This window comes from Pseudomonas sp. GW821-FHT02C04, assembly GCF_059421845.1.
Genome location: NZ_JBWKVT010000001.1, coordinates 574,709 through 590,140 on the forward strand (window position 1 = coordinate 574,709; position 15,432 = coordinate 590,140).

Sequence of the window (15,432 nt, forward strand, 5' to 3'; positions counted from 1 at the left end):
CCCAGGCGGAGTGGATTGGCTGTGCGTGTGTTTTTCACCGCGCGCAGCGGACGATCACAGGAATCCTAAACATGAAATTCAAGTGCAATTGCACGGGGTGGCCTATGGTGGTCGGCCTCGTGGCAAGCGTGCTGGCGTGGCCGGGATTTGCGGCCGCGCTGACACTTGATGAAGCGCTGCGGCTGGCGGAAACCAACGCGCCGTCGCTGAATGCGCAAGACGCAAAAATCCAGGCCGCCAGCAGCGCCGCCATTCCGGCGGGGGAGTTGCCCGATCCGAAGCTGGTGCTGGGCGTGCAGAACTACCCCGTCGGCGGCCCGGATCGCTACAGCCTCGACCAGGACTTCATGACCATGCAAATGGTCGGCTGGCGCCAGGAAATGCCCAACGGCGACAAGCGCAAGGCGCGCATCGAGGTCGCCGACGCGGCCATCGAGCGTGCGGCGGCGGAGCGTCGCGTCGAGCGCCTGAAGGTTCGTCAGGCCACGGCACTGGCCTGGATCGGCAGTTATTCGGTCGAGCGCAAACAGGGTTTGCTTCAGGACTTCTACAAGGAAAATCGTCTGCTGAGCGACACCGTCCGGGCGCAGATCGCCGGCGGCCGCGCGCAACCCGCCGACGCCGTGACGCCGAAGCAGGAAGCCGCTCTTCTGGCGGAGCAGGAAGACAACCTGACACTGGAGCGCACCCAGGCCCGGGCGGCCCTCAAGCGTTGGATCGGCGCTGCCGCCAACGACAGGCCCGAAGGCAACTTGCCGCAATGGCCGGTCGAGCCCGCCACCTTCAACCATCAACTGCAACACCATCCCGAACTGGCCGCGTTTGCGCCCATGACCCGCGAAGCGCAGGCGAAGGTGCAAGAGGCGGTGTCCGAGAAAAAGTCCGACTGGAGCTGGGAAGTGGATTACCAGCACCGTGGCCGCGAGTTTGGCGACATGGTCAGCGTGCAGTTCTCCTGGGATTTGCCGTTGTTTCCCGAGACGCGGCAGAACCCGAAAATCGCCGCCCGACAAGCCGAACTCAGCCAACTGGAAGCCGAGCGCGAAGCCCTGTCCCGTGAGCACACCGAGCAATTGGAAAACCAGTTGGCCGACTACGCGCGGCTCGACCGGGCGCTACTGCGCAGTCAGCAAAGCCTCGTGCCGCTGGCCAAAGAGAAAGTCGACTTGAGTCTGGCCAGTTATCGCGCCGGCAAGGGCGATCTGAACGCGGTGGTCAGCGCCCGCCGTGAACTCATTGAGGCTCGCTTCAAACAGATCGACGTGGAAGAACAGCGCGCGCTGACCGCTGCGCGTCTGCATTTCGCTTATGGGGAGACCAGCCTGTGAACCGACCAAAACTCAATGGCTTCTGGCTGGCCGGTCTCGCCCTCGCAGTGGGCGTTGCCGCAGGTTACGGCGTGGCTTATCAGCGCATGAACGGCGAACCCGGCGCAGCTCCGGAGCAGGGCGCCACATCGAAAGCCTTGTACTGGTACGACCCGATGTACCCGCAGCAGAAGTTCGACAAACCAGGCAAGTCGCCCTTCATGGACATGCAACTGGTACCGCGATACGCCAGCGAAGGCGCAGGCAATGCGACGGTCAGCATCGATCCGGGCCTGACCCAGAATCTGGGGTTGCGTACGGCAACGGTCACACGGGGGGCTTTTGCCTCCAGCCTCGACGTGACAGGCGTGCTGGCCTTCAACGAGCGGGATGTGGCGGTGATCCAGACGCGTACCAGCGGGTTTGTCGAGCGGGTTTACGCCCGGGCACCAGGAGATGTGTTGGCGACGGGCGCACCGTTGGCAGACATTCTCGTACCGGACTGGGCGGCGGCGCAGACCGAGTTTCTCGCCCTCAAGCGCAGCGGCGACCGGGACCTGATCGCAGCGGCGCGCCAGCGTTTGCAACTGACCGGCATGCCATCGAGCCTGATTGCCCAGGTAGAGCGTAGCGGCAAGGTTCAACCGAACCTGACCGTCACCAGCCCGGTGGGCGGCGTGTTGCAGGAACTCAATGTGCGCACCGGCATGACCGTGGCGAGCGGCGAAACACTGGCGCGGATCAACGGCCTGGGCAGTGTCTGGCTCGCCGTTGCGGTGCCGGAATCGCAGACCGGCTCAATTAGCGAAGGGCAAGGCATCGAAGCGCGGCTGCCGGCGCTTCCCGGCACCGTGTTCAACGGCAAGGTCAGCGCCATTCTGCCGGACACCAACCCCGACAGCCGCACTCTGCGCGTACGGGTCGAACTTGCCAACGCTGATGGACGCTTGCGGCCGGGGATGACCGCACAAGTGCGGTTGAACCGCTCGACCGGGCAAGACAACCTGTGGGTGCCGACCGAAGCGGTCATCCGCACCGGCAAGCGTGCCTTGGTCATGCTCGCCGAAGACGCGGGGCACTACCGCCCGGTAGAGGTACGTCTCGGTCAGGAAAGCGACGGCAAAACGGTGATCCTCAAAGGTCTGGAGGAGGGGCAGGAAGTGGTGACGTCCGGCCAGTTCCTGCTCGATTCCGAGGCCAGTCTCAAGGGCGTCGTCGCCGAGCCGCTTGAGGTGGACGGGAACACCTCGGGGAGCCAGCCATGATCGCCGCGCTGATTCGCTGGTCCGTGGCCAACCGCTTTCTGGTGTTGCTGGCAACGTTGTTCGTCACGGCCTGGGGTGTGTGGTCGGTGCAGAGCACACCGATCGATGCGCTGCCGGATCTGTCCGATGTGCAAGTGATCATCCGCACGCCGTACCCCGGGCAGGCACCGCAGATTGTCGAGAACCAGGTGACCTATCCGCTGACCACCACCATGCTCTCGGTGCCGGGGGCGAAAACCGTGCGCGGTTATTCGTTCTTCGGTGACAGCTTCGTGTACGTGCTGTTCGAGGACGGCACCGATCAATACTGGGCGCGCTCGCGGGTGCTGGAATACTTGAGCCAGATCCAGAGTCGCCTGCCGGCCAGCGCCAAACCCGCATTGGGGCCGGATGCCACCGGGGTCGGCTGGATCTATCAGTACGCGCTGGTGGATCGCAGCGGCGGGCACGACCTGGCACAGCTTCGCGCCTTGCAGGACTGGTTCCTCAAGTTCGAGCTCAAGACCCTGCCCAACGTCGCTGAAGTCGCCACGATCGGCGGCATGGTCAAGCAGTATCAGGTGCAGCCCGACCCGGTGCGGCTGGCCAGTCTCGGCATCACCCTGGCGCAGGTGCGTGAGGCCATCGGCAAGGCCAATCAGGAAACCGGCGGTGCCGTGCTGGAAATGGCCGAGACCGAGTTCATCGTGCGGGCATCCGGCTACCTGAAGAGCCTCGACGATTTCCGTGCGATCCCGCTCAAACTTGGCGCCGGCGGCGTGCCGGTGACCCTGGGCGATGTCGCGACGATCCAGACCGGGCCGGACATGCGCCGCGGCATCACCGAGCTGGACGGCCAGGGTGAGACCGTCGGTGGCGTGGTGATCCTGCGCAGCGGCAAGAACGCCCGCGAGACCATCGCGGCGGTCAAGGCCAAGCTCGACGACATGAAAAACAGCCTGCCGCCCGGCGTGGAGATCGTCACCACTTACGATCGCAGCAAGCTGATCGACCGCGCCGTCGATAACCTCAGCCACAAACTGCTCGAAGAGTTCATCGTCGTCGCGCTGGTTTGCGGGATCTTCCTCTGTCATTTGCGCTCTTCATTGGTGGCGATCATCTCGTTGCCGGTGGGTGTGCTGATCGCTTTTATCGTGATGCGCCATCAGGGGCTGAACGCCAACATCATGTCGCTGGGCGGGATCGCCATCGCCATCGGCGCGATGGTCGATGCGGCCGTGGTGATGATCGAGAATGCCCACAAGAAAATCGAAGCGTGGCACGCGGCCAATCCGGGACAGGAACTCAAGGGTGAGCGCCATTGGCAGGTGATGACCGACGCGGCGGCGGAGGTGGGGCCGGCGCTGTTTTTCTGCCTGTTGATCATCACGCTGTCGTTCATTCCGGTGTTTACCTTGCAGGCTCAGGAAGGGCGGCTGTTCGGTCCATTGGCGTTCACCAAGACCTACGCGATGGCGGCGGCAGCGGGGTTGTCGGTGACGCTGGTGCCGGTGCTGATGGGCTACTGGATCCGTGGACGGATTCCGGATGAGCGACGCAACCCGCTCAACCGCTGGCTGATCCGGATCTACCAGCCGGCGCTGGATGCGGTGTTGCGCCGACCGAAATTCACCTTGCTGGTGGCGCTGCTGGTGTTCATCAGCGCGGCATGGCCGATCTCCAGGCTCGGTGGCGAGTTTCTCCCGCCGCTGGACGAGGGTGATCTGCTGTACATGCCATCGGCCTTACCGGGACTGTCGGCGCAAAAAGCCTCGCAGTTGCTGCAACAGACCGATCGCCTGATCAAGACCGTGCCCGAGGTCAAGCATGTGTTCGGCAAGGCCGGCCGTGCCGAAACCGCCACCGATCCGGCACCGCTGGAGATGTTCGAAACCACCATTCAGTTCAAGCCCCATGAGCAATGGCGCCCGGGCATGACCCCGGAAAAACTGGTGGAAGAACTGGACCGTGTGGTGAAGGTGCCGGGCCTGACCAACATCTGGATTCCGCCGATCCGCAACCGCATCGACATGCTCGCCACCGGAATCAAAAGTCCCATCGGCGTGAAGGTCGCCGGCAACGATCTGGCCCAGATCGACGCGGCCACTCAAGCCGTCGAACGCGTGGCCAAAGGCGTGCCCGGCGTCAGTTCTGCGTTGGCCGAACGCCTGACCGGTGGCCGCTACATCGACGTCGATATCGATCGCAACGCCGCAGGTCGCTACGGGCTGAACATCAGTGATGTGCAGTCGATCGTCGCCGGTGCCATTGGTGGCGAGAACGTCGGGGAAACCATCGAAGGACTGGCACGCTTCCCGATCAACATCCGTTACCCGCGAGAGTGGCGTGACTCGCCCGGTGCGTTGGAACAGCTGCCGATCTACACGCCTTCGGGCAGTCAGGTCACCCTCGGCATGCTGGCGAAGATCAAGGTCACGGACGGCCCGCCGATGCTCAAGAGCGAAAACGCCCGACCGTCCGGCTGGGTGTACATCGACGTGCGGGGCCGGGACATCGCTTCGGTCGTGGCTGATCTGCGCCGCGCGGTCAGCGAACAGGTCAAGTTGCAGCCCGGAATGAGCCTGAGCTATTCGGGGCAGTTCGAGTTTCTCGAACGGGCCAACGCTCGCCTGAAACTCGTGGTGCCGGCCACGCTGCTGATCATCTTTGTGCTGCTCTACCTGACCTTCGCCCGCTTCGATGAGGCGCTGCTGATCATGGCCACGTTGCCATTCGCCCTGAGCGGCGGTGCGTGGTTTCTCTACCTGCTGGGCTACAACCTGTCGGTCGCCACCGGGGTCGGGTTCATTGCGCTGGCCGGGGTCTCCGCCGAGTTTGGCGTGATCATGCTGCTCTACCTGAAAAACGCCTGGGCCGAGCGCGAAGACCTCGGCGATCGCACCGAGCGCGGACTGGTCGCAGCAATTCGCGAAGGCGCCGTGCAGCGCGTACGCCCCAAAGCCATGACAGTGGCCGTGATCATCGCCGGGCTTTTGCCGATTTTACTGGGCAGCGACACCGGCAGCGAAGTCATGAGCCGCATCGCCGCGCCCATGGTCGGTGGCATGGTCACGGCGCCCTTGTTGTCCCTGTTCGTCATCCCGGCGGCGTATCGACTGATGCGCCGTCGTCACTTGTCCGTTGAAACCCTCCAACCTGAAGGAAAAACCTCATGAAACTGATCCCGATCACTGTTGCCGGCACGCTGGTTGCGTTTGCATTGACTGCCCACGCCGAGGACATGCCCGGCATGAAGATGGACGACATGCAGGGCATGCAGATGCAGCCCGCCACTCAACAGGCACCCGCCGCCAACGCTGAAGGCACGATCAAGGCCATCGATGCCACGAAGCACACTGTGACCATCGCTCATGGTGCGATTGCGGCGTTGCAGTGGCCGCCGATGACCATGGGGTTTGCGGCGACTCAAGAGCAGTTGGCCGAGTTGGCGGTGGGGGACCGGGTGACGTTTTCGTTTCGGATGGAGGGCAGCAAAGCGACGCTGGTTTCGATCAGCAAGTAAGGTTGTGACGTAAAAAAAACGGCGCGAATCATCGCGCCGGTTTTTATTCAGGTTTTCAGATCGAGCGCTGATTGACCCGTTGCATCAGTTCCTCCGCCGACTCCTTGCGCTCAGAGTAGCGATCCACCAGGTCCGGGCGATCACGCAGCAACAGCGTGAATTTCACCAGTTCCTCCATCACGTCGACCACCCTGTCGTACAGCGCCGAAGGCTTCATGCGATTGCCTTCGTCAAACTCCAGATACGCCTTGGGCACCGACGACTGATTGGGGATGGTGAACATGCGCATCCAGCGGCCCAGCACGCGCAGTTGATTGACCACGTTGAACGATTGCGAACCGCCGCAGACCTGCATCACCGCCAGGGTCTTGCCCTGGGTCGGACGCACCGCACCGAGCGCCAGAGGCACCCAGTCGATCTGCGCCTTGAACACCGCCGACATGGCGCCGTGGCGCTCAGGCGAGCACCAGACCTGGCCTTCGGACCATTGCATCAGCTCAAGCAACTCCTGAACTTTCGGATGGTCGCCGGGCGCGTCATCCGGCAGCGGCAAGCCCGAGGGGTTGAAGATCCGCGTCTCGGCTCCGAAGTGCTCCAGCAGTCGCGCGGCTTCTTCCACCAGCAATCGGCTGAACGAGCGTGGGCGGGTCGAGCCATACAACAACAGAATGCGCGGCTTGTGGAGGCCGTCGTCGCGGGTGTTTTTTTGAATCAGTGATGGGTCGAGGTTGGGCAGGTCGGTCATGACGGCTCCGGTCACAGCGTGCTGATGCGGTCGAGCTCGCGCTTGAGGGCATCGCGGTCGAGTTGGGCGAAGGGCAGGGCGAGGAAGGCCCGGCAGCGGGTTTCGATCCGGGCGAGGGTCCCGTGGAAGGCTGCGCTGATGGCGGCTTCATCGCCGCGCACCTCCGACGGATCCTCCAGCCCCCAATGGGCCTTCAAGGCCGGGCCGAAGTAGACGGGGCAGGTTTCGCCGGCAGCCTTGTCGCACACGGTGATGACAATGTCCGGCGGGTTGGCTTCGAAGGCGTCGTTGCCCTTGCTGCTCAACCCGGCGATGGCAATGCCGGCCTCCTGCAACGTGCTCAGGCTGCGCGGCAGCACCTGGCCCTTGGGGAAACTGCCGGCGCTGACCGCTTCGAAACCTTGCGGTGCCAGGTGATTGAACATCGCTTCGGACAGAATGCTGCGGCAGCTGTTGGCGGTGCACATGAATAGAACGCGCATGTTCGGTCCTCAGCAGCAGGCGGATGTATTGAGCGGGCGGTCACCCATGGCATCGAGCCGGGCGCTGTTTTCTTCCAGCCACGCGGTGTTGGCGGCCAGGGTGGTTTCAAGCAGTGTGCGGACCCACGCCGGCAGATCCGGATTGAGCCGGTAATAGACCCACTGACCCTGGCGGCGATCCAGCAGCAGGCCGCAGGTGCGCAACTGTGCGAGATGGCGGGAAATCTTTGGCTGACTGTCGTCCAGCGCGCAGACCAGTTCGCAGACACACAGCTCACCTTCACGGGTGATCAGCAGCGTGGCCCGGGCGCGGGTTTCGTCGGCGAGGCATTTGAAAACGGAGGCGGGATTGAGCATGACAATGCCTTCAATACATATGGTTGTCCGAATATACGGATATCCATATGTATAGGGCAAGCCTCCTGTTTGATGAACTCTGCGGAAGCGCTGTCAGAGAGGATCACGCAAGGTAAGGGGCCAGGATGTCGTGCAGTGGACGGGCAAGGGCGAGCGTCCGTTTGACTGTTGTCAGTTCCGAACCTGCCAGACGCTTGCTGCCCAGTCTGCAGAAAACACCGCCTGGATCGATGTGCAGCGAAAACAGTCCGATGACCTCGTTCCCAATGACTTTTACGATCAACTCCATGAAGGCTTCATGCGGTGTGTTGGCGGTCAGGTAGGTGAACTCCTCAACGGTAGCGCTGCCCGCCCAAGACACCTCATCCCAGGCCAGACGATCCAGGTGTATGAAGTTTTGCTGCGTCTGCAAATCCTCCACAAGCGCTCGCAATACATTCACAAACCGCTCACAGGCAAGGATTTCGAGTTCGTATCGATAAAGGCCTGAGGGGGCAGTGCCGACGACTTTGGCGGTCAGGAGGTAGCTCTGCGCAATTTCCGAAGGCTGTCCATCCCAGCCATTCAGGTCGGATACCGGCGGGCACCAAATGACCTGAATTGTTTCGCCGGTGCGGATCGGTTCGCTTTGATCAAAACGGGCCGATGTGGTTTGGCCAACACGTGGCAATAAGTCGTGGAGGTGGAGTACCGGGGCACTGTAATCGATGCCGGAGTCCTGTGACCAGAATGTGGGGAAGTGGATTTTCATGGGGTGATCGTAGTCCATCATGTGGCTCTCGGGTCTTCATCAGCCGGTAAAACGCTTACCAGGTTATCGCCAGCCCAGGCGCTGGCTGAAGGCCAGATGCGCGCCAATCCACAACCCGCGAGGGTGACTTTTTCGGGGTGAGTGATAGCATGTGGCCTTCATTGCGAAACAACGCGTGCTTTGACTTGGTCGACTGCCAGGACATCAAGTTTTCATCTTCAATCAATGCAGATTTATCAATGATCAAGATTGCGATACCGACGTTTATCCTGCTGCTGTGCCTGCAGGGTTGTGCAGAGATGCCTGCGTATTCGAACGTACAGTCCGGTGAGCCGAGCGACGAAACCCGTTACACCGTCGTCGAAACCGATACCTATGCCGGAAGGCCTCAGCGCTCCTGGGGGGACGGCGAGCCAAACCTGAACATCATTAGAATCAACGACAAGAAAGTGGGGAACATTCCATTCTCCACTTACTATTACAAGAATGACTCGCCTCAGCGTGCTGTGCTGATCCCGGGGAAGTACACGATTCAACTGGAATACAATCTGCCGTTGCAGTTCCTGTTTGCCGATCTGGAGTTCGAAGGCAAACCCGGTCAAAAGATCATCGCCCGTTCGCAATATGTGGGTCTCAACCGATTGGAAATATGGTTGGAAGACGCGGCTACCGGTGAAATCGTTGGTAAGCGTGTGCACTGACAAGGTTTACGCGATGGCTGTGAAGTAACGTGCTTTAAGCGATTGAACGAAGAGGGGGATTTTGAATACCTATTCAAAATCCCCCTCTTGTTTTTTGGCCCCGTAAGTTCGGGCGATTCAGCGCTTGCTGAAGGCCAGTCGCGCGGCAAACAGCACGAAAATCATCCCGGTGGTGCGATCCATCCAGCGAATTACTTTCTCCCGTCGCAGAAACCCGGACAGGGGCTGTGTCGCGCCGATCAACACCAGCGACCAGATCAACCCGAGCACCACATGAATGCTCACCAGCCCGAACGTCCACGGCACCAGTGGCTGCCCTTGCGGAATGAACTGCGGCAGAAACGACACGTAGAAAATCCCGATCTTCGGATTGAGCACATTCCCCAGCATGCCCTTCAAAAACCAGTTGGCTCCCGGCTTGCCGTTGGCCTCGGCGGGTGCCAGTGAACGGCGAGGGCGCAGCAGCATGTTCAACCCGAGCCATGCCAGATACGCCGCACCGCAATACTTCAACAGGTTGTAGGCCAGCTCCGACACCGCAATCAACGCCCCGAGGCCGAACGCCACCGCCGCACCCCACAACAGGCAACCGGCGTTGATGCCCAACGCAGCGCGCAAGGCCTGTTGCTTGCCTTCGACGGTGGCGGTGCGCAGGACAAGCGCGGTGTCGAGACCGGGTGTCAGCGTCAGCAGTGTGGCGGCGAAAGTGAAGGCGAGGAGGTTGTCGGCGATGGGCATGGCGCGTGGGTTTCCTGTTCTGGATGGGGGAACGGTAGCGGTTTCAGGCGGGGGGATCCAGCAGGGAGATGAGGCGGGGTTCGATGGCGTCAGGTTGTATCTCAAGGATTGCCAGGGTGACCGGCAGTTTGAAACGACGAGGGCCGGCGCTGCCCGGATTGACGTAGAGACGATCGCCGCGCCATTCGATGCGGGGTTTGTGGGAGTGACCGGTGATGATGAGTTTTACGTTGGGGTCGAGGTCAGTGGGGACGTCGGCGATGTCGTGGACGAGGAGGGTTTGCCAGCCGTTGAGGGTCAAGGTGAGGAGGTCGGGGATGTCCTTGGCCCAGGGGCTGTTGAGATCGTTGTTGCCGCGCACTGCGTGGACGGGGGCGATTTCGGTCAGTTGCGCGAGGATGTCCGCGTTACCGATGTCGCCGGCATGGATGATCTGATCGCAGCCTTGCAACGCGGCCAGGGCTTCGGGGCGCAGGAGGTTGTGGGTGTCGGAGATGAGGCCGATCTTCATACGGAGCTCCGGGTTGAGTAGGGCCGGGATGCTGGCTTCCACCGAATTCAGCCTGTCGGCTCAGCGGGTTTCGCTATCTGTTCGCTTGTCAGATCACCTTGCAGTTCCCTGAGACCCGCCGGGCTTGAGTAGAGTTTTTCCATGGCCAGCACGTCGGTCAGTTGTTCCGGCGAAAGAGTCTTCTCTTCCTTCTCAAGCTCCACACGCATGGGGCCTGCGATATTGTCAGGCAGTGTCTGTTTGAGCGCTACACGCAATAACCCGCAAGCCTTGCGCTTGTTCTTCTCGAAGCCTTTCCCGTTATCGAGATGAACGGCAAGGGTAACGAGCGACACGGCATGTCCTTGAAGGGCCGCCTGCAACAACCAGTGATTCGCCAGTGGGTAGTTAACCGGCATATCGGTGCCACTGCTGTAGAGGTTGCCGAGGATGAACTGTGCCTTGGCGTCACCCTGTTCGGCCGCACGGGTATACCAATGCAATGCGGCAGGCAGATCTTTGGGGATGCCTGCGCCAACGCCGTTGAAATAAGTCGCTCCCAGCATTCCGGATGCCTGGCTATCGCCGGCAGTGGCCGCTTGGGTAAGTAGTTTCACGGCTTGTTGAGGGTCTGCTGAAACGCCGTGACCAAACAAGTAGAGGTTACCCAGTAATGTCAGGGCCTCGTTATCGCCCTGGGCGGCTGCTTTGCTGGCCCAGTTGAAAGCCTGCCGAGGGTCTGCCTCGATACCACTACCTTTGTAATACAGGGTAGCGAGTTGACGTTGAGATTTGGCATGACCTTGTTCTGCAGCCTTGCGAAACCACGTAGCGGCTTGGGCAAAACCCCTCGGTATTTCCAGGCCCGCAATGCTTGAAACCCCCATGAAATACTGGGCATCTGCGTTCCCGTGCTCCGCCGATTCGCTTATCAGCTGCAGGCCCTTGGGCCGATCAACATCGACACCTCGACCGTAATATTCAATGAGGCCGAGCTTGAATTGTGCGACAGGCTCTCCCTTTGCTGCTCCTTTCAAGTACCACTCTGCGGCTTTACCAGGGTTGCGGCCAACGACCAGGCCTTCCTCATAGGCTGAGGCGATCAAGGTAGTGACGCTGTAAGGGCTTCGCCACAGCGTGATAAAGAAGGACACAACAATGAATGCGAGGATGCTGAGGAATAGAGCAATTGAAAACCGGCGCAATTTCGAATCCGTTCATAACGTGGTAAGCGGGGGAGTGTATCGATGCTTTTTCGTACTGCCCAGTCTTACAGGGTTCTAACCTGTTCTCCTCCATAGACAACATTCGGCGTTCACACTTTTCACTCATCCTGAATGTTGTGAACCGGTCTCAAGCCTGAGAGGCTAGCGTGAGGTTGACCATCAGGACATACGGACATGAGCACGCCAAAAATTTTGATCACGGGGGCTTCGGGCCAGATCGGCAGAGCTTTCTGGACCGCGCGGGACGATAAATCCGATTTGCGCCTGGCTGATATAGACGTCGCAACACTTCCGGACTCGGCACAACGTTTCGCTCTCGATATCAGGGATCAGGTCAGTTGTCTCGAAGCCTGCGAAGGCATACACACAGTGATCCATCTCGCTGCTGATCCGAACCCGGACGCCGACTTCACGTCTTCGCTGCTGCCCGTGAATATTATCGGCACCTACAACATGCTGTTCGCCGCAAAAGCTCAAGGCTGCAAGCGTTTCATATTCGCGAGCAGTGCCCAGGCGATTGAGGGTTATCCGAAAGACGTCCAGATACATGAAGGGATGGCACCGAAACCAGGCAACCTTTACGGGGTCAGCAAAGCGTTTGGCGAAGCGCTGGCTTCGATGCATGCAAACGATGGTCAAATGACGACAATCGCGGTCCGTATTGCGAACGTCGCCAGATTTCACGCCGGAGAAACCCACAGCCCCCGGGACGTGGCTGCGTTTATCAGCTACAGGGATGTCGTTGCGTTACTGGAGCGATGTGTCGAGGCCGAGTTGAGCGGATTCCATGTTGTCCATGGTGTCTCGGATAACCGCTACAAACGCCTTGCAATTGATCAGACCAGAAAAGCTGTTGGGTACGCGCCGCTTGATGATTCATTCGAGATTCTGGAAGGGCGCACTGGATCTGATTGAGTGCGGTGTTTTACAGGTCACCAGAGTGAGTCAGGAGCGACTTGACTGATGTGACAGGAATGGAATTAAAGGGGGACTGATTTATTATTGAAAAATATATCAGTCCCCTTTTTATTCTTTTTATTTATCTCATTGATATTTCTGACACCCCTCACGCACATGAATGCTCTCGTAAATAGGGTAAACACACAGTGCAGACCTGAATCGATAAGCTTCTCAGTATCTCGGATGGCACCGCATTGCTGAGCCGGATTGCCTCCGAATCAAGAGCTCCAGGCGATTGCGCATACTCGATTGATCGCGTTCGATTATTAGCAGCCGCTTGCGAAAGCCTCTTTGTATTTCTATTTGATTCGACTCGTCGATAAAGCAGATTGCGATGATTTCTTAAATGCGGTGTTTGAGTTCTTTGAATATTGGTTAGAGGTTCGAAGGGGAAATGTCTCTGTAGTGTATTGTAGAGGCGGAAAAAGGCGATCTGGTACAAAGCTGAGAAAACTGGACGTTTTTATTGGTGTGAGCTAGTAATTAATGAGCCGGTCTAGGAAAGGATGCTAATTATGGTTAGGTATATATCATTAGTATTAGTCGTCGTGGTTCTCTCTGCATCCGCTGATGACTTCGGTCAGTACAGCAATCAGCAGGAATTGAAGATTAAAGCTTTGGATGGACTTCAGTCACGACATTCAGCGGCTCTAGGAGAGAATCAGCTCGTTCTCTATGGCAACGCTCTTCGCGATGGCAGCAATATCACTGACGAATTCGTCACTGAACGGCTTGATCGTGACCCTGACATGGTCTGGAGGATGCGAGGTCCGAATTATGGAGTGATGTCAGAGAGCGGAAACGCAGGAAATCCATTCAAAGGAAAAAGAGGGGTCAATGAACAAACGGTTTCTGGTGTAGACGGGGCAAAGGAAGCCAAAGTATTAGGTGTAGTTATCCCCCCCCAAATTGAGGATGAAAGACTCAAACAATCAAGCGACTGTAAAGGTGAGCTTGATGATGGGTTGCAAATATTCCTCATTGCCAAGTGTTTTACATCACTGTCCAACACGGCGCTTAAGGTAACGCCATATGCCAGCATAGACCGGACATATACCAGAGGACTTTCCAGTCTTTCTTCACTCATAACAACATCAGATACTCATGTCTGTGATGTCTCTGTTATACGAAACGGGCTTTGGGTTACGGCAAGACACTGTTTGGATGATGTAAAGGGTAACTTGGATATTTTGCGAATTGTCGTAGGGAATCGGAGGGTTAAAATCACTAAATCTGTCGTTGCTGTCTGTAAACAGCAACCCTGCGACATAGTGTATCTTTACGCAGAGACACCCGTATCCGCAGAACTTCCAACGATACTGCCCAGGGATGTAGAAATAAAATGGGATAATCCAGTTTTTATCCCGGGTATTCCGTATGGCGCAAAGCTTGCGAGTATATTTGAATCGGAATCGCCTTACTCAAACGAGCCTGTTTCCGCAGATCATGCAAAACTTAGATATAACGATTTGGTAATGTGGAGTCCATATAACCAGGGTTTTTGTATGAGCCTGATGAAAGATAGCGCTGGCTGCATCATTCATACCTGCAGCACGGTAAAGGGGTTTTCGGGAGCTCCAATATACCGATACGATAAAGAAAAAGACAAAATTATTCTTATTGGAATCCACTCTGGTGCTGACAGCGGGCCTAATCAGTGTGTGGTTGTGAGCAAGAAGGTCAACTATGCAAAACTCATAACAGCCGAGGACTTGCCAAAATGAAGAAGAAATGGATATTCGTAGTGAGTACGCTATTGGCTGGATGCGCCGGCGCTCCAACTTCAGATGTTTTTTATACAGGGCCTGTAAACTACAGCAAGATTGACAATGATCCGGTAATGGCGAAAACCAAGGTATTCATAAAGCGCGGCTACTCATGTAACTACAAGGCAAAAACTGCTGAGTCAGGAGCGTTGGTTGCTCTTCTTCTGCCGGCGCTTGTCGAAAAGACTATTGATTACGGTTTTGATAAGCTAAAAGAATATAATGCATATCTCAAGGCTGATGTTACGGTGAAAGGTTCTGCACTTTTAGCCTATAACACCCAGCCTGCTGCATGGCCGCCCAAGGAGGATGGCGATTCAAAAGCCTTGAAAAAACAACAGTACGTTGAAGGCGAAGTCACAAAGCTAATAACGTGGTACCTCAAGCAGGATAAAAAGCATACGCAAAAGGATAGTGAACTTCGGAAGCTTATAGAAAACAATAAAGGTAAATTTGAGGAGAAATTTGACAAAGAGAATGTCGCAATACTTCAGGCTTCAGGTAATGATCTTTGTGTTATTTTAATCTCTGGTAATTATAAGAGTGATGCAGGCACCAAGGCTCTTGACGATTTCGTGAAAGAGGAGGGGGCAAGTAGAGAGGGGCTCCTGTCCTATCAGTCAATAGTTCCAACGATTGAAAGTGATGATGAAGATAAGCCTTTCAAAGACCTTGTTGGTGCTCCAGCCCTTGTGTATGAGATGCACATAGTTGTAACCCCTGACTCTGAAGTGAACACTTTTGCCGCTGTGCCTCAAAATCTTTTTTATCCCAATGCGCTTCACAAGTGGGTGGCCAATAAGGAGGAGAGGAAGCTGACTATTATCTCAACGCTGGGAAGTCATATTCAGCCTATTGAGATTCCGCATATCAAAGCCGGGGGTAGCTACGATATCAAAAAACTTTATGACTACTGGACACTGTTCACAGTGCCTAAGGATGAGGTTTTTCAGAAAATTTCTATCTCTATCTCCGAAGGTCCTGACAAAGCGATTACATCAGATTTGCTGAATGCTATAGAAACTCAAAGGGAGCCGATCGAGAAAAAAGCTAAAGACTATGTAGACAAGAAGGTCGGTAACACAAAGGAAGAGAGCAAGTAACCTTGGGTCTCTTGAAGTGAAGTCCTTACTAAATGGCTC

15 protein-coding genes are annotated in these 15,432 nt (G+C 57.4%); 8 read left to right on the forward strand and 7 right to left on the reverse strand.

Annotation, left to right across the window (positions count from 1 at the left end; all coding sequences use genetic code 11):
• The first annotated feature begins 71 nt into the window (after positions 1-71).
• Genes AC07VV_RS02515 through AC07VV_RS02530 form a run of 4 tightly spaced genes read left to right on the forward strand, consistent with a single transcriptional unit; the run spans position 72 to position 6,074 of the window.
• Positions 72-1,328: a TolC family protein gene (locus AC07VV_RS02515; RefSeq protein WP_495035136.1), complete on the forward strand. Its 1,257-nt coding sequence runs from the start codon at positions 72-74 to the stop codon at positions 1,326-1,328.
• A complete protein-coding gene (locus AC07VV_RS02520; RefSeq protein ID WP_495035137.1) occupies positions 1,325-2,572 on the forward strand; it encodes an efflux RND transporter periplasmic adaptor subunit in 1,248 nt (415 codons plus the stop codon). Before AC07VV_RS02515 ends, AC07VV_RS02520 begins: the two co-directional genes overlap by 4 nt.
• The gene (locus tag AC07VV_RS02525; protein ID WP_495035138.1) at positions 2,569-5,727 is read left to right on the forward strand and encodes an efflux RND transporter permease subunit; all 3,159 of its coding nucleotides are present in this window, start codon (positions 2,569-2,571) and stop codon (positions 5,725-5,727) included. Before AC07VV_RS02520 ends, AC07VV_RS02525 begins: the two co-directional genes overlap by 4 nt.
• The gene (locus AC07VV_RS02530) at positions 5,724-6,074 is read left to right on the forward strand and encodes a copper-binding protein (RefSeq protein ID WP_495035139.1); all 351 of its coding nucleotides are present in this window, start codon (positions 5,724-5,726) and stop codon (positions 6,072-6,074) included. The genes AC07VV_RS02525 and AC07VV_RS02530 overlap by 4 nt, the downstream gene beginning before the upstream one ends.
• A gap of 55 nt (positions 6,075-6,129) precedes the next feature.
• On the opposite strand, the gene arsH is transcribed toward AC07VV_RS02530, so the two are convergent.
• The 4 genes from arsH to AC07VV_RS02550 form a co-directional block, all read right to left on the reverse strand.
• Positions 6,130-6,819, reverse strand: a complete 690-nt coding sequence (gene arsH, locus AC07VV_RS02535) for an arsenical resistance protein ArsH (protein ID WP_495035140.1) — start codon at positions 6,817-6,819, stop codon at positions 6,130-6,132.
• A gap of 11 nt (positions 6,820-6,830) precedes the next feature.
• Positions 6,831-7,301, reverse strand: a complete 471-nt coding sequence (locus tag AC07VV_RS02540) for an arsenate reductase ArsC (RefSeq protein WP_495035141.1) — start codon at positions 7,299-7,301, stop codon at positions 6,831-6,833.
• A 9-nt stretch (positions 7,302-7,310) separates the two neighbouring features.
• The gene (locus AC07VV_RS02545; RefSeq protein ID WP_495035142.1) at positions 7,311-7,658 is read right to left on the reverse strand and encodes a metalloregulator ArsR/SmtB family transcription factor; all 348 of its coding nucleotides are present in this window, start codon (positions 7,656-7,658) and stop codon (positions 7,311-7,313) included.
• A gap of 103 nt (positions 7,659-7,761) precedes the next feature.
• A complete protein-coding gene (locus AC07VV_RS02550; protein ID WP_495035143.1) occupies positions 7,762-8,430 on the reverse strand; it encodes a hypothetical protein in 669 nt (222 codons plus the stop codon).
• 218 nt (positions 8,431-8,648) lie between these two features.
• On the opposite strand from AC07VV_RS02550, the gene AC07VV_RS02555 reads away from it, so the two are divergent.
• Positions 8,649-9,110: a hypothetical protein gene (locus AC07VV_RS02555; RefSeq protein WP_096821712.1), complete on the forward strand. Its 462-nt coding sequence runs from the start codon at positions 8,649-8,651 to the stop codon at positions 9,108-9,110.
• A gap of 117 nt (positions 9,111-9,227) precedes the next feature.
• Here AC07VV_RS02555 and AC07VV_RS02560 read toward each other — a convergent pair whose 3' ends face one another.
• Genes AC07VV_RS02560 through AC07VV_RS02570 form a run of 3 tightly spaced genes read right to left on the reverse strand, consistent with a single transcriptional unit; the run spans position 9,228 to position 11,543 of the window.
• On the reverse strand, positions 9,228-9,848 hold the full coding sequence (locus AC07VV_RS02560) for a LysE family translocator (RefSeq protein WP_495035144.1): 621 nt from the start codon (positions 9,846-9,848) through the stop codon (positions 9,228-9,230).
• Positions 9,849-9,891: 43 nt separating this feature from the next.
• Positions 9,892-10,359, reverse strand: coding sequence for a metallophosphoesterase family protein (locus AC07VV_RS02565; protein WP_495035145.1), 468 nt, complete (start codon positions 10,357-10,359; stop codon positions 9,892-9,894).
• 47 nt (positions 10,360-10,406) lie between these two features.
• Positions 10,407-11,543, reverse strand: coding sequence for a tetratricopeptide repeat protein (locus AC07VV_RS02570; RefSeq protein WP_495035146.1), 1,137 nt, complete (start codon positions 11,541-11,543; stop codon positions 10,407-10,409).
• A gap of 195 nt (positions 11,544-11,738) precedes the next feature.
• Here AC07VV_RS02570 and AC07VV_RS02575 point away from each other — a divergent pair, with 195 nt between their 5' ends.
• The 3 genes from AC07VV_RS02575 to AC07VV_RS02585 all read left to right on the forward strand — a co-directional run bounded on the left by AC07VV_RS02575 (position 11,739) and on the right by AC07VV_RS02585 (position 15,393).
• Entirely contained in the window at positions 11,739-12,479 is a 741-nt protein-coding gene (locus AC07VV_RS02575) for an NAD-dependent epimerase/dehydratase family protein (RefSeq protein WP_495035147.1), read from the forward strand.
• Positions 12,480-13,039: 560 nt separating this feature from the next.
• Complete coding sequence (locus AC07VV_RS02580) at positions 13,040-14,248, forward strand: hypothetical protein (RefSeq protein WP_495035148.1); 1,209 nt, start codon at positions 13,040-13,042, stop codon at positions 14,246-14,248.
• Entirely contained in the window at positions 14,245-15,393 is a 1,149-nt protein-coding gene (locus AC07VV_RS02585) for a hypothetical protein (RefSeq protein WP_495035149.1), read from the forward strand. Before AC07VV_RS02580 ends, AC07VV_RS02585 begins: the two co-directional genes overlap by 4 nt.
• The last annotated feature ends 39 nt before the right edge of the window (positions 15,394-15,432 follow it).